General features: G+C 71.8%; 26 protein-coding genes. 12 read left to right on the top strand and 14 right to left on the bottom strand.

Going from position 1 to position 23,727, the window contains the following annotated elements:
* Positions 1–58 precede the first annotated feature (58 nt).
* Complete coding sequence (locus KCQ71_RS18635) at positions 59–712, top strand: vitamin K epoxide reductase family protein (protein WP_223408693.1); 654 nt, start codon at positions 59–61, stop codon at positions 710–712.
* Positions 713–997: 285 nt separating this feature from the next.
* Here KCQ71_RS18635 and KCQ71_RS18630 read toward each other — a convergent pair whose 3' ends face one another.
* Positions 998–1,675 carry a DUF433 domain-containing protein gene (locus KCQ71_RS18630; protein WP_223408691.1) on the bottom strand — a complete coding sequence of 226 codons (678 nt, stop codon included), beginning with the start codon at positions 1,673–1,675 and terminating at the stop codon, positions 998–1,000.
* A gap of 288 nt (positions 1,676–1,963) precedes the next feature.
* Between KCQ71_RS18630 and KCQ71_RS18625 the strand changes: the two genes are divergently transcribed.
* Complete coding sequence (locus KCQ71_RS18625; RefSeq protein WP_223408689.1) at positions 1,964–3,076, top strand: MFS transporter; 1,113 nt, start codon at positions 1,964–1,966, stop codon at positions 3,074–3,076.
* Here the strand turns inward: KCQ71_RS18625 and KCQ71_RS18620 are convergent, their stop codons facing one another.
* From KCQ71_RS18620 to KCQ71_RS18590, 7 genes are all read right to left on the bottom strand, one after another.
* Positions 3,077–3,757, bottom strand: coding sequence for a 4'-phosphopantetheinyl transferase family protein (locus KCQ71_RS18620; RefSeq protein ID WP_223408687.1), 681 nt, complete (start codon positions 3,755–3,757; stop codon positions 3,077–3,079). It lies immediately after the preceding gene.
* A gap of 33 nt (positions 3,758–3,790) precedes the next feature.
* A complete protein-coding gene (locus KCQ71_RS18615; protein ID WP_223408685.1) occupies positions 3,791–4,657 on the bottom strand; it encodes a hypothetical protein in 867 nt (288 codons plus the stop codon).
* Between the two features lie 28 nt (positions 4,658–4,685).
* Positions 4,686–5,342 carry a cyclodeaminase/cyclohydrolase family protein gene (locus KCQ71_RS18610; RefSeq protein WP_223408683.1) on the bottom strand — a complete coding sequence of 219 codons (657 nt, stop codon included), beginning with the start codon at positions 5,340–5,342 and terminating at the stop codon, positions 4,686–4,688.
* On the bottom strand, positions 5,339–6,142 hold the full coding sequence (locus tag KCQ71_RS18605) for a cysteine hydrolase family protein (protein WP_223408681.1): 804 nt from the start codon (positions 6,140–6,142) through the stop codon (positions 5,339–5,341). The genes KCQ71_RS18610 and KCQ71_RS18605 overlap by 4 nt, the downstream gene beginning before the upstream one ends.
* Entirely contained in the window at positions 6,139–7,794 is a 1,656-nt protein-coding gene (locus KCQ71_RS18600) for an AtzH-like domain-containing protein (protein WP_223408679.1), read from the bottom strand. The genes KCQ71_RS18605 and KCQ71_RS18600 overlap by 4 nt, the downstream gene beginning before the upstream one ends.
* Positions 7,795–7,900: 106 nt before the next feature.
* The gene (locus KCQ71_RS18595) at positions 7,901–8,512 is read right to left on the bottom strand and encodes a pyridoxine/pyridoxamine 5'-phosphate oxidase (protein WP_223408677.1); all 612 of its coding nucleotides are present in this window, start codon (positions 8,510–8,512) and stop codon (positions 7,901–7,903) included.
* Entirely contained in the window at positions 8,509–9,150 is a 642-nt protein-coding gene (locus KCQ71_RS18590; RefSeq protein ID WP_223408675.1) for a helix-turn-helix domain-containing protein, read from the bottom strand. The genes KCQ71_RS18595 and KCQ71_RS18590 overlap by 4 nt, the downstream gene beginning before the upstream one ends.
* A 104-nt stretch (positions 9,151–9,254) precedes the next feature.
* On the opposite strand from KCQ71_RS18590, the gene KCQ71_RS18585 reads away from it, so the two are divergent.
* From KCQ71_RS18585 to KCQ71_RS18555, 7 genes are read left to right on the top strand one after another with little or no spacing between them, the layout of a single operon-like run.
* Positions 9,255–10,190 (top strand): MBL fold metallo-hydrolase, encoded by a 936-nt coding sequence (locus KCQ71_RS18585; RefSeq protein ID WP_223408673.1) that lies wholly within the window; start codon positions 9,255–9,257, stop codon positions 10,188–10,190.
* Positions 10,187–11,509 (top strand): amidohydrolase family protein, encoded by a 1,323-nt coding sequence (locus KCQ71_RS18580; RefSeq protein ID WP_223408671.1) that lies wholly within the window; start codon positions 10,187–10,189, stop codon positions 11,507–11,509. Before KCQ71_RS18585 ends, KCQ71_RS18580 begins: the two co-directional genes overlap by 4 nt.
* Before the next feature lie 35 nt (positions 11,510–11,544).
* Positions 11,545–12,315, top strand: coding sequence for an ABC transporter ATP-binding protein (locus KCQ71_RS18575; protein WP_223408662.1), 771 nt, complete (start codon positions 11,545–11,547; stop codon positions 12,313–12,315).
* Positions 12,312–13,283, top strand: coding sequence for an ABC transporter permease (locus tag KCQ71_RS18570; RefSeq protein ID WP_223408661.1), 972 nt, complete (start codon positions 12,312–12,314; stop codon positions 13,281–13,283). Before KCQ71_RS18575 ends, KCQ71_RS18570 begins: the two co-directional genes overlap by 4 nt.
* 36 nt (positions 13,284–13,319) lie before the next feature.
* Positions 13,320–14,501: a hypothetical protein gene (locus KCQ71_RS18565; protein ID WP_223408659.1), complete on the top strand. Its 1,182-nt coding sequence runs from the start codon at positions 13,320–13,322 to the stop codon at positions 14,499–14,501.
* A gap of 4 nt (positions 14,502–14,505) precedes the next feature.
* Positions 14,506–15,864, top strand: a complete 1,359-nt coding sequence (locus tag KCQ71_RS18560; RefSeq protein WP_223408657.1) for an FAD-binding oxidoreductase — start codon at positions 14,506–14,508, stop codon at positions 15,862–15,864.
* Positions 15,864–16,646, top strand: coding sequence for a creatininase family protein (locus tag KCQ71_RS18555; protein WP_223408649.1), 783 nt, complete (start codon positions 15,864–15,866; stop codon positions 16,644–16,646). Before KCQ71_RS18560 ends, KCQ71_RS18555 begins: the two co-directional genes overlap by 1 nt.
* A 138-nt stretch (positions 16,647–16,784) precedes the next feature.
* On the opposite strand, the gene KCQ71_RS18550 is transcribed toward KCQ71_RS18555, so the two are convergent.
* The 5 genes from KCQ71_RS18550 to KCQ71_RS18530 all read right to left on the bottom strand — a co-directional run bounded on the left by KCQ71_RS18550 (position 16,785) and on the right by KCQ71_RS18530 (position 20,070).
* On the bottom strand, positions 16,785–17,945 hold the full coding sequence (locus tag KCQ71_RS18550; RefSeq protein WP_223408647.1) for an acetamidase/formamidase family protein: 1,161 nt from the start codon (positions 17,943–17,945) through the stop codon (positions 16,785–16,787).
* A complete protein-coding gene (locus tag KCQ71_RS18545) occupies positions 17,942–18,385 on the bottom strand; it encodes a cupin domain-containing protein (protein WP_223408645.1) in 444 nt (147 codons plus the stop codon). The genes KCQ71_RS18550 and KCQ71_RS18545 overlap by 4 nt, the downstream gene beginning before the upstream one ends.
* Positions 18,386–18,418: 33 nt before the next feature.
* Positions 18,419–18,931: a flavin reductase family protein gene (locus tag KCQ71_RS18540; protein ID WP_223408644.1), complete on the bottom strand. Its 513-nt coding sequence runs from the start codon at positions 18,929–18,931 to the stop codon at positions 18,419–18,421.
* A gap of 253 nt (positions 18,932–19,184) precedes the next feature.
* Positions 19,185–19,607 carry a VOC family protein gene (locus tag KCQ71_RS18535; protein ID WP_223408642.1) on the bottom strand — a complete coding sequence of 141 codons (423 nt, stop codon included), beginning with the start codon at positions 19,605–19,607 and terminating at the stop codon, positions 19,185–19,187.
* A gap of 10 nt (positions 19,608–19,617) precedes the next feature.
* A complete protein-coding gene (locus KCQ71_RS18530; protein WP_223408640.1) occupies positions 19,618–20,070 on the bottom strand; it encodes a helix-turn-helix domain-containing protein in 453 nt (150 codons plus the stop codon).
* 220 nt (positions 20,071–20,290) lie between these two features.
* On the opposite strand from KCQ71_RS18530, the gene KCQ71_RS18525 reads away from it, so the two are divergent.
* Genes KCQ71_RS18525 through KCQ71_RS18515 form a run of 3 tightly spaced genes read left to right on the top strand, consistent with a single transcriptional unit; the run spans position 20,291 to position 22,825 of the window.
* Complete coding sequence (locus KCQ71_RS18525; RefSeq protein ID WP_223408638.1) at positions 20,291–21,268, top strand: methionine ABC transporter ATP-binding protein; 978 nt, start codon at positions 20,291–20,293, stop codon at positions 21,266–21,268.
* Positions 21,265–21,942 (top strand): methionine ABC transporter permease, encoded by a 678-nt coding sequence (locus KCQ71_RS18520; protein ID WP_223408636.1) that lies wholly within the window; start codon positions 21,265–21,267, stop codon positions 21,940–21,942. The genes KCQ71_RS18525 and KCQ71_RS18520 overlap by 4 nt, the downstream gene beginning before the upstream one ends.
* A 37-nt stretch (positions 21,943–21,979) precedes the next feature.
* The gene (locus KCQ71_RS18515) at positions 21,980–22,825 is read left to right on the top strand and encodes a MetQ/NlpA family ABC transporter substrate-binding protein (protein WP_223408634.1); all 846 of its coding nucleotides are present in this window, start codon (positions 21,980–21,982) and stop codon (positions 22,823–22,825) included.
* Between the two features lie 83 nt (positions 22,826–22,908).
* Here the strand turns inward: KCQ71_RS18515 and KCQ71_RS18510 are convergent, their stop codons facing one another.
* Positions 22,909–23,724, bottom strand: coding sequence for an LLM class flavin-dependent oxidoreductase (locus KCQ71_RS18510; RefSeq protein ID WP_223408633.1), 816 nt, complete (start codon positions 23,722–23,724; stop codon positions 22,909–22,911).
* Between the last annotated feature and the right edge of the window lie 3 nt (positions 23,725–23,727).

Here is a 23,727-nt window from a genome sequence, read left to right as displayed (position 1 = left end):
ACCTCTGCAGGGACGTACGTCCCACGCTCTGCTGCCGGCGGTCGCCCACCATGGGACGGTGAGCAGCACCGTCGATCCGAGCGCACACCCGGCCGTGGACGAGGGAACGGCACTGGCCGGCCGGCGGCATAGCCCGCCGCTGCTGTTCGCGACCATGATGGTCTCGTCCATCGTCTGCCTGATCGCCTCCGCGGTCCTGGCCATCGACGCCGTCATCCTCGCCGCCGAACCCGCCGCCTCCCTCAGCTGCGACATCAACGCCGTCGTCAGCTGCGCCACCGTCGCCCAGTCCTGGCAGGCGAACGTGTTCGGGTTCCCGAACGCGTTCATCGGCCTGGCGACCGAACCGGTGATCCTGACGATCGCCGTCGCCGGGCTCGGCGGCGCGCGGTTCCCGCGCTGGTTCCTGTTCGCCGCCCAGATCGGCTACGCGCTCGGCCTGGTCTTCGCGTACTGGTTGTTCGTGCAGTCGCTCACGGTGATCGGCGCGCTGTGTCCATGGTGCCTGACCATCACTGTGTTCACGACGATCACGTTCTTCACGTTGCTGCACCTCAACGTGGTGCAAGGCAATCTTTACCTGCGCCCACGCGCGCAGGACTGGACCGCCTCCATGATCCGGTCTGGCGCCGACTACCTGATCCCGGCGCTCCTGATCGCCTTGATCGTCCTCTCCATTCTGCTGACGCACGGAGTCCGTCTCTTCGCCTGAGGCCCGAGTGCGTGCTCAGTGCAGGTCGACACGCGCGAAGCGGGAGCGAGTCGCCGTGTAGATGAAGGGTCCCCGTTCCGCTAGGAGTGACTCGATGCGCCGCCAGTGGCGCATCACGATCTCAAGTTGGTTCCACGTGCTAGTACCTTCATCGCCGGAGATGGTGACCTGCCGTGCGCCGGGATCACCGGGGTACGTGCAGTCGTTGCGTAGGCGGCAGATCGTGTGGGCCAGACCGAGGACGTCGGCGTCGAAATAGAAGCGCACGACCGCCGGACGCATGACTCAGGCCGCTCGTCCCGAGTTCTCGTACGCGACTGCCCACGCCACGTCGGACTTCGAGATCGCGAACTCCTTGGCGATCTCAGCCTCGGTGTAGCCGTCCTCCGAGTACTCCCACAGCACATCCGTGCTGATGCCGTGCACCGCCGGCTTGCCGAACCGGAGGTTTGGGTCGACGACCACGGGCGATTCGGGGTCGGCACTCGGACGCCACCGTACGGCAACGTCTCCGTCGAACTCGGCGCGGGCAAGGAAATCCTTGCCTGGTGGCAGGAGCAGTGGCTGATCGCCCACAACCGCGTACACCCAATACTCCTCGGAAAGCCCAGCTTGTTCCTGCGCCTCGATCACGAGGCGCTTCTCGATCGACCACGGCCGGAACGTCGCCAGGGGATACGGCACACCCAGTGACTCTCGCAGCAGGCTGATGAACTGCCGCAGTTCGGGCATGGGTACCTGCAGATCGCGCCGGTACTGCTTGAGCAGGCCCGCCTCGACGAACTCTGCCCAGGTGACCACGCGCCGTCGGGTGGGTTCCGCCCGGAGGACGGGAAGGTAGGTGACGTGACCTCGGGTGCCGCCCTCCAGCCAGTAATGCAGCGTGCCCTGGGGCACGCGGAGGAGCCGAGATGCCTCCGCCTCGGAGTACATCTCGCGTTCGAGTAGCGCGAGGGTCGTCACCTATCCAGTCTGTCAGAGGCCGCCCTTTGGTGTGTGGGACATCCACACCCGTCGACCTCGTAGGACGAGGCGTGACTCACCCTCAGACCATGGAGTAGACGCTGGGGCCCGGCTAGACTGGCCGGACAATTCAGGGAATCAGCGCTACCGGGGTGGGAGGAGCGCACCCCGTCGACCCCGGGAGACGCCCTGTCTGTCATCTCCTCCTACCGCAGCCTGTTCGCCCTGACCGGACGGGCCTACGTCGTCGTCGCGTTCGTCGCTCGGCTGCCGCTCGCTATGTCCCAGATGGGCACGTTGCTGCTGGTCGCCGGCGTCTCCGGTAGCTACGGCGCGGGGGGCGTCGCGGCCGGGGCGATCGCCATCACGAACGCGATCGGTTCGCCCCTGGGTGGCGCGATCAGTGACCGGATCGGGCAGCGGCCCGTCCTGCTCGTGCAGTCCGTGGCCGGGTCCGTACTGTTGGCACTGCTCGTGGTGCTCTCGAGCCTCGAGGCACCGTGGCAGGCACTCGCGGCGGTCGCCGGTGCGGCGGGGCTGTTCCTGCCGCAGGTCGGCACCATGGCGCGGGTGCGCTGGCGCGAGATCGCCGCCGGCAAGGGGACCGACCGGTTCCGCCTGACGTCGGCGGCCTTCTCCTACGAGGGTGCGGCGGACGAGGCCTCGTTCGTGCTCGGCCCGGCCATCGTGGGCCTCGGAGCCGCGTTCGTGTCCCCGTCCGGCTCGCTGATCCTGGCCGCGGTGCTGCTCGCCGTGTTCGGGCTCTGGTTCGCACTGCACCCGACCGCCGCCGTCGCCGCCGGGCATCCGGCCGGCCCCAGGTCCGGCCCGCTGCTGACCCCGCTGCTGGTCGGGCTGACCCTGGGCACGCTCTGCGTGGGCGCGGTCTTCGGTTCCGTACAGACCGGCACGACGGCGTTGGCCACCGAGGCGGGTCAGGCCGGCTACGCGGGGCTGCTGCACGCCCTGCTCGGCGTCGGCAGTGTGGTGGCCGGCCTCACCGTCGCGGCCCTCCCGGCGCGGTTCGCGTTCGCCGACCGGCTGCCCGTGTTCGGGGCAGCGCTTGCGGTGTTCGCCCTGCCGCTGCTGGCCGTGCACTCCATCGGCGCTCTCGCCGTGGTGCTGCTCGTGCTCGGGCTGGCGGTCGCGCCGTATCTGATCACGGTGTACTCGGCCTGCGAGGCGACCGTCGATCCCCGGCGGCTGGGCGCCGCGATGATGGCGTTGGCCGCATCCACGAGCCTCGGCTATGCGCTCGGTTCGAGCGTGGCCGGGCAGATCGCCGACCGCAGCGGCTACACCGGCGCGTACGCGGTGACGGTCGGGGCCTGCGTGGCCGCCCTCGTGCTCGCGTTGGTGATCCGGCCGGCGCTGAGCCGGGCCCAGCGCGCCGACGGCTGATCAGCTGTGAGCGCCGGGCGGCGGCAGGATCGAGCTGGCGTCGAGCCCGACGACGTCAACCGGTGGCGAGTCGACGACGGCGACCGCCGCGCGATGGTTCGCATCCACGACGACGTCGTGCAATTGGAGGCGCGGCGAGCCTACCGGCAGGACCGGTGACGCGGCCTTGACCGCCGCCTCCCTGCGGACCCACATGCGGGTGAACGCCCACGCCCGGTCGGCGTCGCCAAGCCGGAGCAGGGCATCCGAATCCCGATCCCCGAGCGCGACCCGGGCCAGCCCCACGTGGTCCAGCGACGGGTCGACCGCCTCCACATCCACGCCAACCGGTCCGTCGCGACCCGCCGCGACCACCACCCAGGTGCCCGAGTGCGAGACCGACACCTCGAGGGTCTCGCCGGGTTGGCGGAGGTCGTCGGCGAGGCGGACCTTGCCGTGGGGTCGACCGCAGTTCGGACAGGTCCGGTCGAGCGGCACGCGGTGCGAGGCGATCGCCAGGTCGTTCGCGAAGATCTGGCGCACGGCGACCGCGCCGACCAGGAACCGGGCCCGGTCGGCGCTCCGACGGTAGGCGGCATAACGCCGCGCCTCCACCGGGTCCAAGAGATCGAGCCACGTCGGGTCCGCCACGTCATAGGGCGCCCACCACAGCGTCACCGTTCCGTGTCGCAACCGCACCACCCCGCGACTGTACAGCGGCAGGAGCGGGCGACCTCAGGCCAGCGGCAACCCGGGCCCGGCCAGGGTGGCCCGGTCGTGCACGTCGAGGATCAGGCCCTCGTCCGCCGTCGGGGTGGCGCCGAGGCGCTCGAGCAGGTGGCAGGTGGCGTAGCCGCGGCAGCGGTGCCGATAGGTCTGGATCCAGGACTCGGTCCGCGCCTGCGTGGAAGCGTCGGGGTAGGGCCACGCGATCGTGATGCGCGGCGCGCCACAGCGCCACGGCTTCGGTGTGAGCCGGGCCCGGTAGGTCTTGTGGGTCGCGCACAGCGTCACGTAAACGGGATCCGAGGCGAGGTCGTGCAGGATCCGCTCGGCCTCCGGGGAATCCGGGGCAGCGTCGGTGCCGGTCACGATCACCCGGAGCCCCGCGGCGGTCCGGTACACGTGTGCGCCGAGCGCCGGGTTCGCCGCGGCGAATGCGCGGATCCGGTCCAGGGCCACGTCCCCGGGCGTACCTTCCGGCTCCGGCGTCGGCGCTGCGCCGAACAACCGGCGCAGAAATCCGCCGGCGCGAGCGAAGGTCGCGGAGGCGGGCAGGTCCACATCCGCGATCAGCACCCGGTCGGTGTTCAGCACCTCGGCGCCATAACGGTTCCGGGTGGTCGCGCCGATGAGGGCGCCGTCGGCGCCGTGGAACTCCTGCAGGGTCTGCTCCCGCAGCGGCATGCGCGGGTAGTACCGGCCCGGCCGGGCTCCCGCCGCCAGCCGTGCCACGGTCTCGGTCAGACGCCGGTTCGCGACGTCACGGGCGTGGCCGAGCGAGGTGGTGGACCAACCCCAGATCGTCAGCCGGAGCGGCGTCCCGTCGGCGGAGGTGGCCGGGCCGACCACCTTCTCCCAGAAGCGCGGGATCGGCTGCATGAGACGATCCTAGGGTGGGTCGCACGGGTCAGGCGCGCGCCAGCGCGACGCTCGTCATCCTCTCGGGCGCGGCCCGCACCCGCGCGCGGATCCGGTCAGACATCGCCTCGGCGCGGGTCGCGGCCGCATCGAGCGTGGTGATCGCGGCGCGCAGCGGCAGGCCGGCCCCGTTGCTGTCTCCGGCCCTGGCCGCGCACGCCAGGTCCACCTCGATCATCAGCACCGACGCCCGCAGCGCTGCCGCCAGGGTCGAGGCGGCGACCCCGAGGTCGGAGATCACCATCGGGTTGCCGTGGGTGGCCAGGGCCGCGAGGTCGGGCAGTAGGTCCAGCCCGGCCCGGCCCAGCTCGACGGCGGTCAGCGCCGCCGCGATCGAGGCCGCCACGATCGCGGCGTCCCGGTCACGGCGCTGCGCGGGGCTCGTCTCGGGCAGGCGGAAGGCGGCGGCGAAGCGGGCGGAGGCGGCGCCGTCGGCCTCGACCAGGTCCGCCGCACGCGCCCGGGTCTCCTCCGTGTGCCGACGCAGCGCGGCGATCGACCTCGGCCCGGTCGGCCAGTCCGTGCTGTACCCGGCCACCATCGAGGCGAGCGCGGCCGCCACTCCGAGCAGTGCTCCGGCGGCGGCGCCACCACCGGGGTCGGGCTGGGGCGCGGCCAGGCGGTCCAGCCAGGTGGGCGTGCTCACGGTCGTGGACCCAGGCCGGCACGCGGTCCGGGGCCCGGCGGGTCGAGCGCCGCGAGCAGGTCCGCGCCGGTCGCGGTGAAGCCGAAGCACTGCCGGACGTTGTACACGGTCGCGTCCAGGCAGAACTGGGGGCTGGTGGTGGCGACCGCGTCCTCGAGCATGACCACGTCGTAGCCGAGGTTCGCGGCGTCGATGAGCGTCGCGAACACGCACTGGTCCGCGTTCACGCCGGTCAGCAGCAGCGTGTCCACCCGGAGGTTGCGCAGGATCGAGTCCAGCGGGGTGTCGGTGAACCCGCTCATCCGGTACTTGTCCACGTGCAGATCGCCCGGCTCCGCGGTGAGCCCGGCCACGACGGCCGCCGCCCACGAGTCCTTCTGGAGTACCGGGGATCCGGTGGGGGAGTCGGTGGAGCCGATGCCGCCGCCGGTGCCGTCGGCGTCGTAGACGTGCAGGACACCGGGTGGCAGGTTCGCCAGGTCCGGGCGGTTGCCCCAGTTCACCCACACGACCGGCACACCCGCCGCCCGTAGCGCGGGCAGCAGTCCGGCCAGGGCACCTGCAGGGGCGGCGGTACCGCTGACGTCCACGCCGATCCCGCCGAGCCAGCCGTCCGGGTGGCAGAAGTCGTTCTGCATGTCGATCACGAGCACGGCGGTACGGGCCAGGTCGAGGGTGAGCCGCTGTGGTTGTGCGGGGATCGTCACCGGTGCCTCGGGCCGGGTCGGTCGACGCAGGTCGACGGCGGATGCAGACAGCCCCCAGCTGTTGCGTGGGCGGTCGGTCGCGGTGAGCGTCATCGGGCCTCCTGGGTGAGCAGAGCGAGTAGGGAGCGGTCCGCGCCGGGCCCACCCACGAGGCCGAGCCCGAGTGGCAGGGTGCCCACCCGTGCCGCCGGGATGCTGAGCTGTGGCAGCCCGGCGAGCGAGGCGAGGCAGGTCAGCCGCAGGGTCGCCGCCCGGGTGGACTCGACCACGGCCGCCTTCGCGCCGACCGGCGGGGCCGCCGAGGACGTGGACGGCAGGGCGAGCAGGACGCCGTCGGGCAGTGCCCCGACGAGGGCATCGCGGGCCGCCGCCAGTACCTCGGTCGCGCTCTCGCGCAGTTCCTCATCGACCTCGGCGCCGGCGCGGAACCGGGCGGCCACGGCCGCGTCGAGGCGGTCGCCGTGGCCCCGCACGAAGGACCGGTGGGTCGCCCAGGCCTGGGCCTGCTGGACGGTGCGGAACGCGGCGAACCAGGAGGCCAGCAGTTCGGGGTCGAGGTCCGCCGCCGCCACCCGGGCGCCGGCGCGCAACGCGAGCGCACGCAGTGCGGCCTCCGTGGCCAGGCGGGCGTCGGGCTCGGCCAGTCCCATGAGCTCGTCGACGACGACGATGGTCTCGGTCGGGACCACCGCCGCCGGCGGCAGCAGCGCGCCCGCCGCGCGGCTCAGCGTCGCGGCGTCCCGGGTGAGTACGCCGACGGTGTCGAACGACGGCGCTAACCCGACGAGCCCGTCCCGGCTGACGGCGTCGTGGGTGGTGCGCAGGCCGTACAGGCCGCAGTACGAGGCGGGCACCCGGATCGAGCCGGCGGTGTCGGTCCCGAGACCGACGTCCGCGACGCCCGCCGCGACGGCGGCGGCGGGTCCGCTCGTGGACCCGCCGGTGATCCGCCCGGGTGCGGCCGGGTTGGGCGGGGCGCCGTAGTGGACGTTCTCCCCGGCCAGGGAGAAAGCGAGCTCGTCGGTGTGGGCGATCCCGACGACGTCCGCACCCGCTTGGACCAGCGCGCGCACGGCGGCGGCGTCGGCGGTCTCGGTCGGTGCGGCATCGGCCCAGGTTGGGTTGCCCGCCCCGATCCGTTCGCCGGCGACTGCGAACAGGTCCTTCACGGCCACCCGCGCGCCGGTCAGCGGACCGCCCGGGGCGCCGGGCCGCAGTGGGGCCGGCCCGGGCGGCACCCGCCAGATCGTCGGGTCCACCTCCGCGCCGTCCACCGGGGCGAAGGCCGCCGCGGGCACCGTCGAGACGTGCGCCGCGCTCACCCGCCAGCCGCCGTCGCCACGCTCCCACACCTGGGTCTGCACGCCCGTGCCACCGTCGGCGCGGACGCTCTCGGCGACGAGGAGGGCGACGCCGTCGGCGAGCGCGCGCAGGTGCACGCGGGTGAGCTGTCGGTGGGGCACGCCACCGCGGCCGGCCCGGAACGCCGCGATGTGGTCGTGGCCGACCAGAACGGTGCCGGCATCCGCACGCAGGGTGCGCCCACCGGGTGCGAACAGCGCGTCCAGGTCCGGCACATCGTTGCCGATCAGAGCGCGCTCGTAACGCCAGAACGCCTCGAGCAGGGCGGGGTCACCGAGCGGAGCCGGATCGGGCCCCTGACCGGTCGCACCGACCAATTCGGGGCGCGGTTCGGGCACCGCCGGCGCGGGGACGGAATGCAGCGAGCGGGTGTGGGGGGTCACGGTCCGACCGTACCGACGAGTGTTGATGGGACGAACATCCGTCACAAAGGTCTTACCTGCGCGAAACACGGCGCCGCGCGGCGTCCTTCCTCGGACCGTCGGCGCGTCAGGGCAGCACGGGAAAGCTGCGCCACCCGGCGTCGTCGGAGCGGAACCGGGTCTTCTCGGCCGGGGTCGTCTCGGTGCCGACCTGCCAGAAGTCCACGCCGGAGGGCCGTAGTTCGATCGTGGTCCAGCTCGCGGGGGCGGGCAGGGTCCGCGGGTCCCGTGCGGCCGCTGCCGCGAAGGCCTTCTCGACGGCGCCCGCCGGGACCTCGTAGTCGGGTCCCGTCAGCGCGGGAGTCAGGTCCTCGTACGCCCACGCGACCAGCTGCAGCGTCCGGGGCCGGGTCGGGTAGGCGGCCGTCGTGACCGCCCGGTCGAGCTCGGTCGCCGCACCGGTCAGGATGGCCTGCCGGCCGAGCGACGGCCAGTGGAACACCGCGCTCACCCGCGGGTTGTCGGCCAGGTCCCGGGTCTTGGCCGTGGGGGAGGAGGAGTGGAACCGGAGCGAGTGATCGTCGATCGCCGTCACCAGCACCGTGCGGGCATGCGGGTTCCCGTCGGCGTCGACGGTGGCCAGGGTCATCGTGGACGGCATAGGGACACCGGCCGCCTCGGCCTCGGCGACCCATCGGGCCAGGACGTCCAGCGGGTTGCCGGTGAGGGTCTCGATCATGCGGTGGGTTCCTTCGGGAGATCGGTGGCGGACGTGTCGCCGGGTTCGGCGGCGTGGATGACGAGGACCACGCTCGGGGTCTGGCCGACCTGCCGGAACCGGTGCTCGGTGCGGCCGGGGTAGCCGACCGAGTCCCGTGGGCCGAGCGTCTCGAGGCGAGGGCCGGCGTCGTCGACGATCTCGACCTCGATGGTCCCGGCGACGACGTACAGGAACTCGTGGGAGTCGTGCTGGAAGAAGTCCGCGAACTCCGTCGGCGAGTTCACGAACTCCGTGACGTCGATGTGGCGATCGTGCACCAGCAGCCGGGCGCCGCCGGTCAGCACGTCCACGAGGTCGGCGTCGCTGCCGCGCACCACCGCGTCCGCCGACGACGCCGCCGCGGCGGACAGCAGTGCCTGCTGGGTGGTGCCGAGGGCCTGCGCGATCTGGAACAGCGACCGCATCGACGGGCGGGCCCGGCCGCGCTCCAGCTGGGACAGGAACGGGTGCGACAGCCCGCTCGCGGCGGCCACCTGGACCAGGGTCAGCGAGCGCTCCTTACGGAGCCCGCGGATCGCCTGGCCGAGCCGCACGTCAGCCTCTCGTTCGGTGCTGGCGGGGCGCCTCGGACGGCGTTTCGCCTGCTCTGCGGTCATGTTCACACACCCGGTTCGGTTCGGTTACGTCTCGGAAACAGTCGCTGCCTACGTTGCTCGATGTTACTCACATCAACATTCCTCGACGAGCCAGGGAGGTGGCCATGACCGCCGTGCACGGAGCCGAGATCACCGCGGGCCGAGTTTCCGCCGAGCCCGCCGCGGCCGACTGGTTCCACACCCGGGACCTCGGCGCCGGCGTGGTGCTGATCGCCGAGCCGGGGCACGTGAACTCGTTCCTCGTCATCGGTGCCGAGCGGGCGCTCCTGTTCGACACCGGCATGGGCATCGCGTCGATCAGCGAAGCGGTCGCCGCCCTCACCGACCTCCCGGTGCTCGCCGTCAACTCCCACGACCACCTCGACCACCGGGGCGGCAACGCCGACCTCGTCGAGAACGCGACACTGGTCGACCTCGAGGACCTGTGCGCCCACCCGGCCGGCCGCCACGACGCCGTCGACCCCGCGTACCTGGCCGCGTACGCGGCCGCCATGAGCGCCGTCCATGCCGACCACGAGACCTACCGGCGCCTCGACGAGAACGCCTTCTTCGCCGTCGGGGACCTGCCCAGGATGCACGCGCTCCCGGACCTCGGCGGGTGGCAGGTCGGTGCAGTGCCACCCACCCGGCGCCTGGCCGACGGCGAACCGATCGACCTCGGGGGCCGCACGCTGCGGGTGCTGCACACCCCCGGGCACAGCCCCGACGGCCTCGCCCTCTGGGACGAGGCCACCGGCACCCTGCTCGCCGGAGACACCGTCCTCGCGGCCGCGCATTGGCTGCACGGCGACGGCGCGGACGTCGCCGCCTTCGACAACACCCTGCAACGTCTCGCGGCGCTGCGGCCGGCCCGGGTCCTGGTCGCCCACAACCTGCGCCACGAACTACCCGGTGGCGCCGTCGAGCGGGTCGGCGCAGCCGTGCGGGCCGTCCGCTCGCGCCGCTCCGTCGGCAGGCCCGGCCACGACCTGCTGGGCGGGCCGGCCCACCGTCACGACGTCGACGGCGTCGTCCTGCTCACCCCTTCGGAGGGCTCATGACCACGGACACCACGACCGGTCCGGCGCGCGCCGCGGCCCCGGTACCGACCGTAGCGGTCGGCGCCCCGGGTGCCCCGGCGCACCTGGCCGGCACCGCCGTGGCCGCGCTCCTCGGGGTGCGGCTGCCGGACGGCACGATCGCCGACCTCACCCTCACCGATGGCTGGATCACTGGCGTCCGGCCCGTGGGTGCCGCCGGCCCGGTGCCTCGGCCCGACGGCGCAGCCCTCCTCGACGCGTCCGGCTGGCGGTTCGTGCCCGCCGCCAGTGAGCCCCACGCCCACCTCGACAAGGCGCTCACCGCGCCACGGATGGACCCGGGCGCCGGCAACGACCTGGTCTCGGCCGTCGCCTCGTGGCGCGAGCTCCTGCCCACGATCACGTCGGCGGACGTGCACGAGCGGGCGCTCGCGGCCATCCACCGCTACGCGGCGAACGGCATCACCACGATCCGCTCCCACGTGGACATGCCCGCCGAGGGCGACCCGATGCGCGGCGTCGACGCCCTGCTGGCCCTGCGCGAGGAGCTCTCCGGACGGATCCGGCTGCAGGTGTGCATCCTGGCCGGTTCCGAGACCCCGGACTGGGCGATCGCCGAGGCCGTCGCCCGCGGGGTCGACGTCATCGGCGGCTGCCCGCACCTCTCGCCGGACCCGCATGCCGAGACCACCCGGATGCTCGACGTCGCCGAACGGCACGGGCTCCCGGTCGACCTGCACACCGACGAGCAGACCGCCGCACCCGAGGTCGACATCGTCGACCTCGCCGAGCAGGTCCTCGCCCGCGGGCTGACCCAGCGGGTCACCGCCAGCCATTGCGTCCGCCTCGGGTCCCTGCCGCCGGAACGGCTCGTCCCCGTCCTCGACCTGGTCGCCCGCGCGGGCCTGGGCGTGGTGACCCTGCCGATCACGAACCTCTACCTGCAGGGCTGGGACGCCACCCACCTCGCGCCTCGTGGCCTCACCGCGATGCGGGCGCTCCTGGACGCGGGCATCCCGCTCGCCGCCGGCGCCGACAACCTGCGCGACCCGTTCAACCCGGCCGGGCGGGCGGACCCGTTCGAGACCACCGCGCTGCTCATGACCGCCGGCCACCTACGCGCCGAGGAGGCGCTCGCCGCCGTGACCACCGGCGCGCGGACGGTACTCGGACTGCCCCAGGTGGGCGCCGCCGTCGGGCATGCCGCGGACCTGATGCTCGTCCCCGACGGCGACCTCGGCGACCTGCTCGCCGGCACCCCCGACGCCCGGGTGGTGCTGCACGGCGGCCGCGTCGTCGCCGACACCCGGATCAACCGCTCCCTCGACCTGTTCCAGTGACCGACCCGTCCGACCGATCCGAAAGGTGACACCGAATGGCCGCACCTGCTTCCACGATCGCACCACCCGCCTCGATGACCAGAACCCTCGTGATGGAGGGGGTCTCGAAGAGGTTCGACACCGGCACCGTCGCGCTGACCGACGTCGACCTGCACCTCGCCGCCGGGGACTTCGTCTCCGTCGTCGGACCCTCGGGCTGTGGCAAGTCCACGCTGCTACGGCTGGCCTCGGGCCTCGACCACGTGACCGGCGGCACCATCGAGGTGAACGCCCACTCCACCAGTTACGTGTTCCAGGAACCCGCCCTGCTGGAATGGCGCTCCGCGATCCGCAACGTCGAACTGACCGGCGAGCTGCGCGGGGTGCCCACCTCCTCGCGTCGCGCCCGCGCGCAGGAAGCGCTCGATCTGGTCGGCCTGACCGGCTTCGAGCAGCAGTTCCCCCGGCAACTCTCCGGCGGCATGCGGATGCGCGTCTCGATCGCCCGTGCCCTCGTCACCGAACCGGACCTCGCGCTCTTCGACGAACCGTTCGGTGCGCTCGACGAGATCACCCGGTTGCGGATGCAGACCGAGCTGCAGCGGATCTTCCAGCTCAAGCAGTTCGCCGGGCTGTTCATCACCCACTCGGTCTCCGAGGCCGTGTACCTGTCCAACCGAGTGATCGTGATGAGCGGCCGCCCCGGCCGGGTGGTCGCGGACATCAAGATCCCCTGGGACTACCCCCGACCGCCCGAGCTGCGCTACGAACCTGAGTTCGGCGCCATCACCGGCGAGGTCTCGGCCGCACTGGGAGAGCACTCATGAAGACCACCACAACCAAGGCGGGGTTGGAGCGAGACACCCTGGACGCCGTCGGAGCGGAGATCACCGAGATGGCCGTTGCCCCCATGACCCCCACCGAGACCGACGTCGAGTCAGCCGCCGCGGCGGACGTCGCCGACGAGACCGCCGAACAGGCGCTCAGCGGCGGCGCCACGACCACCCCCTGGTGGCGCTCCGCGATCCGGCAGTCCGCCCCGGTCCTGCTCGCCCTCGCCGGCATCGCCGCGATCTGGTACCTCGTCTCCCTCGCCGTGCTGCCGCAGGACCAGCGGTTCCTGCTCCCACCGCCGCACGAGGTGTTCAGCCGGGCCCTGACGAACAGCGCCCTGATGACCCCGATGCTCGAGGCGCTCGGCCGGACGGTGGTGGTCGCGATGATCGGCCTGGTCATCGCCGTGGTCCTTGGCATCGGCTGGGCCGTGGTCATGTCCTCATCCGGCTGGGCCGAGCGCATCCTGTACCCGTACGCCGTGATCATGCAGACCATCCCGATCCTCGCGCTCGTGCCGCTGATCGGGATCTGGTTCGGGTACGGCTTCCCGGCGCGGGTGATCGTGTGCGTGATCATCGCCCTGTTCCCGATGATCTCCAACACCCTGTTCGGCCTGCAGTCGGCGTCGCCGTCCGCCCATGACCTGTTCACACTGAACAAGGCGACTGCACTGCAACGGCTCACCAAGCTGAAGTTCCCCGCCGCGCTGCCGTCGATCTTCACCGGACTACGCAACGCCGCCGGCCTGAGCGTCATCGGCGCCATGGTGGGCGACTACTTCTTCCAGCAGGGTCCCGTCGGCATCGGCGGGCTGCTGCGCACCTACACGCTGCGCCTGCAGATGGACGCCTTGTTCACCGCGATCGCCCTCACCGCCGTGTTCGGCGTGCTCGTGTTCACGATCTTCGCCGTCCTGGACCGGCTGGTCATCGGCCGCTGGTACGGCCTCAAGCGCTGACCCCCATTCCCACCCCCCACCGAGGAGAACCACGTCATGAACAGAACCATCTCTATCGCGGCACTGAGTGCGGCGGGGCTGCTCGCCCTCACCGCCTGCGGAGGAGCCTCCGATGCAGCCGATGACACCGCCACCGGCGCAGCCCTGGACGCCACGGCTGCGGAGGCCGGCAGTGCACTTGACCTGTCCGACGTGTGCCCGGCCACCGTGGTCATGCAGCAGGACTGGCAGCCTCAGGCCGAGCACGGCGCGATGTATGACCTCATCGGCTCCGACTACACGATCGACACCGAGGCCAAGTCGGTCACCGGCTCCCTGGTGCTCGACGGCGTGGACACCGGTGTCGACATCGAGGTGCGACCCGGTGGGCCGAACGTCGGTTTCCAGGCAGTGCCGGCGCTGATGTACCTCGACGACGACATCACCCTCGGTGCCGTGAACTCGGATGTCGCGATCAGCGGATACGAGTCCCAGCCCACGATCGCGGTCACCTCGCAGCTGACGATCAGCCCGCAGATCCTGATGTGGGACCCGGACACCTATCCCGGCGCGACCACGATCGAGGAGGTCGTGGCACAGGGCGCCGTGGTGGTCACGGCCGGGGACGTGATCCCCGCGCTGCTCGCCGAGACCACCTCGTTCGACCTCGCCAACTCCGACACCAGCTACGAGGGCACCCCGGCCCGGTTCGTCTCGGACACCACGATCATGCAGCAGGGATTCGCGTCCGCCGAGCCCTACATCTACGAGTCCGAGATCGCCGAATGGGGCCGCCCGGTCGGCAGCCAGCTCCTCGCCGACGTCGGCTACAACATCTACCCGGAGCCGTTGGCGGTGCGCGCGGACCGGATCGACGAACTCTCCGACTGCCTCACCAAGCTGGTGCCGGTGATGCAGCAGTCCCTGATCAACTACCTCGAGGACCCCGCCGCGACGAACGAGCTGATCGTCGAGGTCGTCGAGGCCTACGACCTGTCCTGGACGTACTCCGTCGGCGTCGCCGAGTTCTCGGCGGCCACCCTGCTCGACGAGGGCATCGTCACCGACGACCCGGCATCCGGGGTGTTCGGTCAGTTCGACCCCGAGCGGATGCAGGCGATCGTGGACACGTTCGTACCGCTGCTGGAGGCCCAGGGCCTGATCACCGTCACGGACATCGACCCGGCCGAGCTGTACACGAACGAGTTCATCGACCCCTCGATCTCGATGGAGAACTGAACCGATGACCACCCATGCCACCCCCAGCGTCGCCGAGCGGTCCCACCGACTCGCCGAGCTCCTCGCCTTCGAGCTCGGTGAGGCGGCGGTCTCCACGGAGCCGGAGCTGATCCGGAAGGTCTCCTCGGACTGGTCCCGGATGTCCCCGATCCTGGCCGAGAAGGTCCCGGCCGGCCGGTACCTCGCGGACCTCGTGGTCCGGCCGACCGCTCCCGAGGAGGTGCCCGTCGTCCTGGCCCTCGCCCTCGAGGCCCGAGTGCCGGTCACCCCCCGCGGCGCCGGCACCGGCAACTACGGCCAGCTCACCCCGTTCGAGGGTGGCCTCACGCTGGATCTGCGCGGCCTCGACACCATCACGGTCGGCGAGCAGACCATCACCGCCGGGCCGGGCGCGAAGCTCACCGCGATGGACGTGGCCGGCCGGGCCGCCGGACGGGACATCTGGATGTTCCCGTCCACCAAGGGCTCCACGATCGGCGGCTTCATCGGCGGCGGCAGCGCCGGCACCGGCACCATCGAGAGGGGCACCACCACGGACGGGTTCGTGGAGTCGCTGACGATCGCCCCGATGGACGGCAGCGCCCGCGCGTTCACGGTGCACGGCGAGGACACCCAGGCCTACATCCACACGTACGGGGTCACCGGCGTCATCACCTCGGCGACGGTGCGGACCGACCCGGCCCGGGAATGGGTGGCCATCTACGCCGCCTTCGACAGCTACGCCGACCTGGTCGGCGTGCACCGGAGCCTGCTCGACCTTCCGGTGCTGCCGCGGCTCGCCTCCGCGGACGAGCCGGCCCTGGTACCGACGCTGCCGGCCTCGGTACCGCTGGACCCGGAGCGGCACAGCCTCCGCGTGATCGCGGAGGTGTCCACGGTCACCGAGATCGAGCGCCGGATCCGGGCTGCCGGTGGCTCCGTGGTCGCGGTGCTGGCGGACTACGCGGAGACGGACAAGCTCTCCTCGATGTCCTACAACCACCCGATCTACTTCTGGCAGCAGGCCGAGGGCGACCCGCCGTGCTTCCACCTGGAGACCGGTGGCACCGTGCTCTGGGACGACCCGGACGCCATCCGCGGCGTGTATCCGAACACCCGCCTGCACCTGGAGCTGATGGGCACCGGGCCGCTCGCGATGGTGGTCGGCGACTACGTGGACGAGGCCCAGGTCCTTGCCGGCATCCCCGCCCTGGAGGCGGCCGGGCTCGGCGTGCACTCCCCGCACCAGTGGTACGTCGACCGGAACGTGGCCCTGGCGGTCGAGACAGCCAGGAGGACCGACCCACGCGGCCTGCTGAACCCCGGCAAGCTCGACCCGGCGCTGGCCCGCCCGGACACCCGCTCCACGATCGGGACGAACTGATGGCGGCGCCGAGGTTCATCGACCTGACCTTCCGGGAGGTCGAGGCGTTACCAGCCGACACCGTCGCGGTGCTGCCGCTCGGTGCGATCGAGCAGCACGGTCCGCACCTGCCGGTGTCCACCGACTACGTGACCGCGACCGAGGCGGCCGAGGCGGCGGTCGCCTCGGTCGCCGAAGCCGGCGCGGCGAGCGTGGTGCTGCTGCCCGGGCTCGCCTACACGAAGTCCGACGAGCACCACTGGGCGCCCGGCACGATCTGGCTGACCTGGGAGACACTCATGGCCACCCTGGTGGACATCGGCCGGTCCCTGCAGACGTCCGGCATCACCCGGCTCATGTTCGTCAACGGCCACGGCGGCAACTCCGCGCTCGGCCAGGTCGCGTGCCGGGAGATCCGCCGCCGGTTCGGGCTGCGCACGTTCTTCTCGCACCTGTCCGTGCCGCCGGACCAGACCCGGGACGTCGCCAACCCGCACGAGCTCGGTCTTGGCATCCACGGCGGGCACAGCGAGACCTCACTGATGCTGCACCTGCGCCCCGAGCTCGTGCACATGGACCTGGCCGAGCGGCGCGTGCCCGAGCACCTCGCCGACTACGAGCTGATCGGGTTCGGCAAGCCGGTCAGCTTCGGCTGGCTGTCGGACGACTTCGGTCCGGACGGCCACATCGGCGACCCGACCACCGCGGATGCGGACACCGGCAGGATCCTCTTCACCGCCGCCGTCGAGCGGATCGCGCAGGCGATCGTGGAGGCATCGGTCTTCGACCCCACCCCGCGCTGACGTCGCGGGCCGACTCACCCCCGGACGGAGCGGGCCGAGACAGAGTGTTCCAGGTGAATCAGCGCCCTACAGTCCGCTGGCTCACCTGGAACGCTCTGTCTCGGCGTGCGGGAGAGGGTCGGGCGGGGTCGCGCGGGTTCAGGCGAGCTCGGCCAGGTCCGCCTTGCGGATCTTGCCGTGCACGCCGCAGACCCGGTCGACCACCTGGGAGACGGCGAAGTCACCCGCCGCGGACAGGTAGGCGTACGCGTGCTCCGGGCGCATGCCCAGGTCGGTGAGGAGAACGACGGCGGAGCGTACGGCCGCACGCATCGCCACGTTCAGGTCCGGGTCGAGTCCGATCGGGACGAGCAGGTCGGGGGTCTCCGCCCAGAGCTCGCCCGGGCGGGGCAGGTGCGCGGCCGGGATGACGTCGAAACGCACGCTCGCGCGCAACGGGGCCTCGAACGCGGTGAGCGCGACCTCGCCGTCACCCTGGGCGTAGTGCGGGTCGCCGACGTAGGCGAGCGCACCGTCGACCTGGACCGGCACGTGCAGCGTGGACCCGACCGTCAGCAGCGAGACGTCCACGTTTCCGCCGTGGGGTCCCGGTGGCACCGAGTGGGCCCGCTCGGATCCCGCGACCGCCACGCCCATGGTGCCGAGGAAGGGCGCGAGGGGGAACCGGACCCGCCGAGCGTCGCCCGGCCCGACCGGCATCGAGCCCATCGACGTGCGGGCGAGGCGCCGGCCCACCTCACCGAGGTTGGCATGCCGACGGGATCGGTGAGGACCGCCCAGGGCGGGCCGACCGCCTCGGCGAGCGCCGCCGTCGGGCATCGGCTCGACCCGGGCCAGGATCGAGGTGACCGGCGCGCCCTCGAGCGGGAACTCCTCGGGCAGCGCGCCGCGTCCGTGCCGGCTCGAGACGATGCCGTAGTCGGCGCGCATCCGCAGGTCCAGAACGGTCATCGAGAGCACGTCTCCCGGACGGGTGCCGCGGACCCGGATCGGCCCGGTGACCACGTGCGGGCCGTGCACCGCTGGGTCGTGCGGCACCTCGGCGGCGACCGCGACGGCGTCCCGGAGTACCTCGGTGATGCCGTGGCTTGCGAAGAACGCGGCCGGGTCGCGGCCCTGGTCCTCGAGGATGCCCTCGTGGGAGACGGTGTCGATCACCACGGTCTCGCCGGGGTCGATCGTGAGCACCGGGTCGTCGCCGGCGCACGGCAGCTCACCCCACAACACGGTCCCGGGGGTGGCCGGGAGGTACCGGCCACCCCCGGGACGCGAGTCGAGGGGCTGGAGGAGGGTGCTCACACCACCTGCGGCAGGCCGGCGCAGAGCACCGCGCGGTCCGCCTCGGTGAGCGTGACCTCGGTGCCGTCCGTGACGAGCTTCGCGAAGCCACCGTCGTTGGACATGATCGTGATCGTGTAGAGGTCCTCGGTCTCCGAGGTGTTGATGATCCGGTGCTCGGAGCCCTCCTGGAGGATCAGCACGTCACCCGCGGCGAGCGACACCACGTCCTCGTCGCTGTGGGCCTGCGCCTGCCCCTTGAGGACGATGAAGATCTCGGCGGACTCCTCGTGGGAGTTGAGCGGCTGCGCACCGCCCGGCTCCCAGACCTCCAGGAACACGCTGGTGTTCGTGCCGTCCTTCGGCCCGGCCAGGTAGGCGAGTTTCACCGTGTCCTCGGGGCCGATCAGGAAGGCCGGGGTGTCCGCGAGCTTGCGGATGACGGGTGCTGCTCCACTCATGATGGTGTCCTCTCGTTGGCTGTGCGGGTGGGGTCAGGACCGGGGGAGTGCGTGGAAGCGCCGGTCCACATAGGCGAGGGCCGAACCGCCGGCGACGGCGGAGCCGTGCACCGCGTCGACGGCGCCGAGGATGATGACGTGGTCCCCGGCGTCCGCGGTCTGCGTGATGGTGCACTCCACCGACCGCAGGCTGTGCTCGGCGAGCCAGGGCAGGCCGCCCGAGGTGTAGCGGTGCGGGGTGCGCGCGAACTTGTCCGTGGCGCGGGACGCGAACAGCGTCGCGACGTCCTGCGCCTCGCCGTGCAGCACGTTCGCGACGAACGCACCGCGCTCGAGCACGGCCGGCAGGGTGCGGGATCGGACGTCCACGCACAGACCGAACATCGGCGGCGTGACGCTGACGCTGAACCCGGTGGAGACCGTCAGCCCGCTCGGGCGGCCGTCCGCGCCGGTGGTGGTGATGACGCAGACCCCGGCGGCCAGGCCCGCCATCGCGGCGCGGAACTCATCGGTCACTGCGGTGGCGGGCGGTGCGGTGGTGGTCATGGAGAGGGCTCCCCGGTACTCGGAGGGATGTTGATGTCATCAACATTCACCGTAGGGGCGGGATGTTTCGGTCACATGACGCGCCGTTAATATCCCGGTGACGTCTCCACGTGCGCGCGCTCCGTGGCGATCGTGGCGCGGGGCTGCAGCTGCGCGCACCCCCACTCGCATGCGCACCTGTTCTCAGCGGCATGGGACCACCGTCGGAAGGTGTACCGCGGGTTACGGCCCCGGGTCGAGGCGGGGCCGGTGCTCAGGCCTGTGCGAGCATCGGGTACGTCTGGGTGATCCGGATGTGGTTGCCGGCCGGGTCCCGGAAGCCGAAGTCGATGCCGTAGACCTGCTCGGTCGGGTCCTCGGGCAACTCGACGCCCTTGGCCGCGAGCTCGGCATGCGCGGCGTGAGCGTCGTCGGTGCTGAACATCAGGGTGCCGCCGGCGGCGCCCTTGCTGACCATGGCCCGCACGGCCTGTGCGGTCTCGGGGTCGTATCCGGGCGGGCCGGGCTGCTCGAGGAGGATCTCCCGGTCGGTGCCGGGTACCCGCACGGTGAGCCACCGCATCGGGCCGAAGTTCATGTCGGCGGACGGTTCCAGGCCGAGGATGTTCACATAGAAGTCCAGGGCCTCGTCCTGGTCGGTCACGAAGATCTGCGAGACGGTCAGGTTCTTGATCATGCCGACCACACTAGGCAGGCCCCGTAGCCACCTGCTTATCCGAAACTGCTCCGTTCCCGGCCGGCGGCGAGTGCTCGGACGGGCGGGCCCAGCGCATCGTGAAGCACGACGGGACCGCAGGCAGCGGCCCACGGCGCCGGTACGCGCTCGGGCTCTGGCCGACCACCGCCGTGAACGTGCGGCTGAACGTGCCGAGGCTGGAGAAGCCGACCTCGACGCAGATCTCGGTGACGTCCCGATCCCCCTGGCGCAGCAGGAACATCGCTCGTTCGACCCGGCGCCGCTGCAGGTAGCGGTGTGGTGTCTCCCCGAAGACCGCGCGGAAGCTGCGGATGAAGTGGGCGGCCGAGACGTGGGCCACGGCGGCGAGGGCCGGGATGTCCAGCGGCTCGGCGTAGGCCCGGTCCATCAGGTCACGTGCCCGCAGCATCCTGCGATTGCGGTCCTCCTCCGCCAGGGTCACGATCAGCACTGTACGGCCACTCGCGGGAATGCGTCCCGTCTCGACCGGTGAGACGATTTCCGAGCGCTCGTTGAGCCGACCAGCGCGACCGTTACCGTCGATGGGCCCGGCGCGGCGTCGGCCGCGCTCGCGCATGCCACGACGAGCCGACCACAGGCCGTCGGAACATCTCAAGGGCGTTCGACGCCCCGCCGTCATCCCCCATCGAAACGAGCCAGCCATGATCACGCTGCAGGATCTGCGGAAGGTCTACCAGACCCGCAGCGGCGAGGTCGTGGCGCTCGACGGCATCAGCCTCGAGATCCCCCAGGGGCAGATCCACGGCATCGTCGGCCAGTCCGGTGCCGGCAAGTCCACCCTGATCCGGTGCCTGACCGCGCTCGAGCGGCCCACCACCGGGTCGGTGATCGTCGACGGCGCGGAGGTGAGCGCCCTCAGCGAGGCCCTGCTCCGGCAGGCGCGCCGCCGGATCGGGATGGTGTTCCAGCACGTCAACCTGTTCGAGGCCCGCACCGCGGCGGCCAACATCGCCTACCCGCTCGCGATCGCCGGGGTACCCCGGGCCCAGCGCGCCATCCGCGTGCAGGAACTGCTCGACCTGGTCGGGCTGGGCGACCGCGGCGACGCCTACCCCGCGCAGCTGTCCGGCGGTCAGAAGCAGCGCGTCGGCATCGCGCGGGCGCTGGCGACCGAGCCCGCGGTGCTGCTCTGCGACGAGCCGACCTCCGCGCTCGACTCGACCACCACCCGGCAGATCCTCCGGCTGATCCGCGACGTGCGGGACCGGCTCGGCATCACGGTCGTGATCATCACCCACGAGACGTCCGTGGTGCGCGAGGTCTGCGACGCCGCCACCCTGCTCGCGGATGGCCGGATCGTCGAGTCCGGACCGCTCGCGGACGTCGTCACCCGCCCCGGCTCGCCGCTGTCCCAGGCGCTCGTGCCGGTGCCGGACGTGGGCGTCGGCGATCAGCGTGCACTCGTGCAGGTGAGCGCCGGCGGCGCCCAGGCACAGATCGCACACGCGCTGCACGCGATCGCGACCGAGCCGGACGCACACGTCGTGGCGGGATCGATCGAGACCCTTGGCGGGGTGCGGGTGGGCCGGTGGCACCTGGACGTGGCCGACGGCGATCGCGTGGCCGTGCTCTCACGCCTGCGTGCCGCGGGTCTGGCCATCGAGGATGACGCGGCATGAACTGGTGGAACGAACTCCTCGCCAACCCCGCGATCAGCGAGAAGCTGCCCGAGGCGACGCTCGAGACGCTGGGCATGGTCGCGTTCGCATCCTTCTGGACCGCGCTCGTGGGCCTGCCGCTCGGGCTCGTGCTGCACGCCACCGGCAAGGGCGGCACCCGCCCGGTCCCGGTGCTGTACGTGGTGCTGTCCGCCCTGGTGAACATCGGGCGGGCGATCCCGTTCATCATCCTGATCATCCTGCTCATCCCGGTGACCCGGGCCGTGGTCGGTACCCCGCTCGGCTGGCAGGCGGCGGTGCTGCCCCTGGCCGTCGGCGCCGTGCCGTTCTACGCCCGGCTCGTGGAGACCTCCGCGCGGGAGGTCGCCCCCGGCAAGATCGAGGCCGCCCTGATGGTGGGCGCGTCCCGGCTGCGGATGACCGGCGGCGTGATCGTCCGCGAGGCGCTGCCCTCCCTGATCGCCGGATTCACGGTCACGGTGATCGCCCTGGTCGGCTACTCCGCGATGGCGGGTGCGGTCGGCGGCGGCGGCCTCGGCTTCCTCGCGATCACCTACGGCTACCAACGTTTCGACGCCTCCGTGATGTTCGCGGCGGTCATCGTCATCCTGGCGATCGTCTTCCTCATCCAGTTCCTCGGTGACCGGGCCGCCCGGCTCGTCGATCACCGCTGAGCCGACCTTCTACAACACACCGAAAGGGACACTCCCAATGCGTAGAACCCTGCTGGCCGCCTCGACCCTCACCGTGGCCGCACTCACCCTGGCCGCCTGCGGAGGCGGCGGGAACGGCGCGGGCGGGTCCGGCGACGACGAGAGCGCCGCGTCGGACGGTCACATCGTCATCGGCGCCTCCCCGACGCCGCACGCCGAGATCCTGGAGTTCGTCCAGGACAATCTCGCCGCGGACGCCGGCCTCGAGCTCGAGATCATCACCTACGACGACTACGTGCTGCCGAACACCGCGCTCTCCGAGGGCGACCTGGACGCGAACTACTTCCAGCACCTGCCCTACTTCGAGGAGCAGGTCGAGTCCCAGGGCTTCGACTTCGACCACTTCGAAGGCGTCCACATCGAGCCCTTCGCCCTCTACTCCGAGACCCTGACGGACGTCGCGGACCTGCCCCAGGGCGGCCAGATCGGGGTCCCGAACGACCCGGCCAACCAGGGGCGCGCCCTCGACCTGCTCGCGCAGGCAGGTGTGATCACGCTGAGTGTGGATGACGCCGCGACCGCGGGACTCTCGGACATCGACGAGAACGATCTGGGCCTCGAGTTCATCGAGGCGGACGCGGCGTCGCTGGTGCGCACCCTGCAGGACGTGGACGCGGCCGTCATCAACGGCAACTTCGCCCTCGAGGGCGGCCTGAACCCGGCCACCGACTCCCTGCTCATCGAGGACGGCGAGGGCAACCCCTACGCGAACTTCGTCGCGGTGCGCTCCGAGGACATCGACGACCCCGACCTGGTCGCACTCGACGAGCTGCTCCACTCCGACGAGGTGCGGGCCTTCATCGAGGAGACCTGGCCGGCCGGCGAGATCATCCCGGCTTTCTGACGACGTACCTCAGCATGACCGCGGCCCCCGGGAATCCGCCAACCAACCCGGGGGCCGCCGTCGTCTGCCGGAGGAACGCCCGCTCAAACCAGCCGCGACCGCGCCTGCGCCACCGCGTCCACGAGCCCCAGGATCGCCTCGGTCCCGTCGGGCGGGCCGGCGGCACTGATGCCACAGACCGGGATCCGGTTGACCCCGACCTCCAGGTACGGGCGTACCGCGGTCTCGACGTCATCCGCCGAAGCGCCCACCGGCACGTTCACGGTCATGACGACGTCGAACGGGTTGGTGATGCCCTGGGCCGCACGGGCCTGCGTGGCCACCCGGATGCTCTCGACCACGGCCTCCGGCGACTCATCGCCCGCACCCAGCAGGACGCCGTCGCCCACCTCGCCGGCGAGCGCGAGCGTCCTCGGCTTGACCGCGCCGACCAGGAGCGGCAGCGCCGGGTCCGGCGGATACCTGAGCTGAACGTCGTCGAGGTGGACGTACGCACCGCTCGTGGTGACGGACTCGCCGTCGAGCAGCGCGCGCAGCGCGAGCGTGTACTCCCGAAGGAGGGTCAACGGCGACTTCGCACGTGCGCCGACCTGCTCCATCCAGTCGAGCACGCCGTGACCGACACCCGGCAGGAACCGGCCGGGGAAGAGCCGGGAGATCGTGGCGATCTCCATGGCGGTGATCGCGACGTTGCGCAGCGGTACCGGGAACAGGCCGATGCCGACGTTGATCCGTTCGGTCCAGGCGAGCACGGCCGAGGCGGGCGCGACACCGGACTCGGAGAAGCAGTCCTCCCAGAGCCAGAGCTCGTCCAGGCCTGCCGACTCGGCGGCGAGGGCGACGTCGCGCAGACGCTCCGGGGGCTGATCGGGCGGGAAGACGATGCCTAGAGTGGTCATGCC

Origin of the sequence: Occultella gossypii (assembly GCF_019947135.1) — a bacterium.
Lineage (GTDB): Bacteria > Actinomycetota > Actinomycetes > Actinomycetales > Beutenbergiaceae > Occultella > Occultella gossypii.
This window is presented reverse-complemented; position numbering and strand designations above follow the sequence as displayed.

What these genes read in the sequence shown, in the direction of transcription:
- KCQ71_RS18565 (WP_223408659.1), top strand. Translation starts at nt 13,320, where the DNA reads ATGAACAGAACCATCTCTATCGCGGCACTGAGTGCGGCGGGGCTGCTC.
- KCQ71_RS18560 (WP_223408657.1), top strand. Translation starts at nt 14,506, where the DNA reads ATGACCACCCATGCCACCCCCAGCGTCGCCGAGCGGTCCCACCGACTC.
- KCQ71_RS18605 (WP_223408681.1), bottom strand. Translation starts at nt 6,142, where the DNA reads ATGACGCTCACCGCGACCGACCGCCCACGCAACAGCTGGGGGCTGTCT.
- KCQ71_RS18525 (WP_223408638.1), top strand. Translation starts at nt 20,291, where the DNA reads ATGATCACGCTGCAGGATCTGCGGAAGGTCTACCAGACCCGCAGCGGC.
- KCQ71_RS18545 (WP_223408645.1), bottom strand. Translation starts at nt 18,385, where the DNA reads ATGAGTGGAGCAGCACCCGTCATCCGCAAGCTCGCGGACACCCCGGCC.
- KCQ71_RS18580 (WP_223408671.1), top strand. Translation starts at nt 10,187, where the DNA reads ATGACCACGGACACCACGACCGGTCCGGCGCGCGCCGCGGCCCCGGTA.
- KCQ71_RS18590 (WP_223408675.1), bottom strand. Translation starts at nt 9,150, where the DNA reads ATGACCGCAGAGCAGGCGAAACGCCGTCCGAGGCGCCCCGCCAGCACC.
- KCQ71_RS18540 (WP_223408644.1), bottom strand. Translation starts at nt 18,931, where the DNA reads ATGACCACCACCGCACCGCCCGCCACCGCAGTGACCGATGAGTTCCGC.
- KCQ71_RS18520 (WP_223408636.1), top strand. Translation starts at nt 21,265, where the DNA reads ATGAACTGGTGGAACGAACTCCTCGCCAACCCCGCGATCAGCGAGAAG.
- KCQ71_RS18585 (WP_223408673.1), top strand. Translation starts at nt 9,255, where the DNA reads ATGACCGCCGTGCACGGAGCCGAGATCACCGCGGGCCGAGTTTCCGCC.
- KCQ71_RS18555 (WP_223408649.1), top strand. Translation starts at nt 15,864, where the DNA reads ATGGCGGCGCCGAGGTTCATCGACCTGACCTTCCGGGAGGTCGAGGCG.
- KCQ71_RS18570 (WP_223408661.1), top strand. Translation starts at nt 12,312, where the DNA reads ATGAAGACCACCACAACCAAGGCGGGGTTGGAGCGAGACACCCTGGAC.
- KCQ71_RS18595 (WP_223408677.1), bottom strand. Translation starts at nt 8,512, where the DNA reads ATGATCGAGACCCTCACCGGCAACCCGCTGGACGTCCTGGCCCGATGG.
- KCQ71_RS18575 (WP_223408662.1), top strand. Translation starts at nt 11,545, where the DNA reads ATGGCCGCACCTGCTTCCACGATCGCACCACCCGCCTCGATGACCAGA.
- KCQ71_RS18535 (WP_223408642.1), bottom strand. Translation starts at nt 19,607, where the DNA reads ATGATCAAGAACCTGACCGTCTCGCAGATCTTCGTGACCGACCAGGAC.
- KCQ71_RS18615 (WP_223408685.1), bottom strand. Translation starts at nt 4,657, where the DNA reads ATGCAGCCGATCCCGCGCTTCTGGGAGAAGGTGGTCGGCCCGGCCACC.
- KCQ71_RS18625 (WP_223408689.1), top strand. Translation starts at nt 1,964, where the DNA reads ATGGGCACGTTGCTGCTGGTCGCCGGCGTCTCCGGTAGCTACGGCGCG.
- KCQ71_RS18515 (WP_223408634.1), top strand. Translation starts at nt 21,980, where the DNA reads ATGCGTAGAACCCTGCTGGCCGCCTCGACCCTCACCGTGGCCGCACTC.
- KCQ71_RS18510 (WP_223408633.1), bottom strand. Translation starts at nt 23,724, where the DNA reads ATGACCACTCTAGGCATCGTCTTCCCGCCCGATCAGCCCCCGGAGCGT.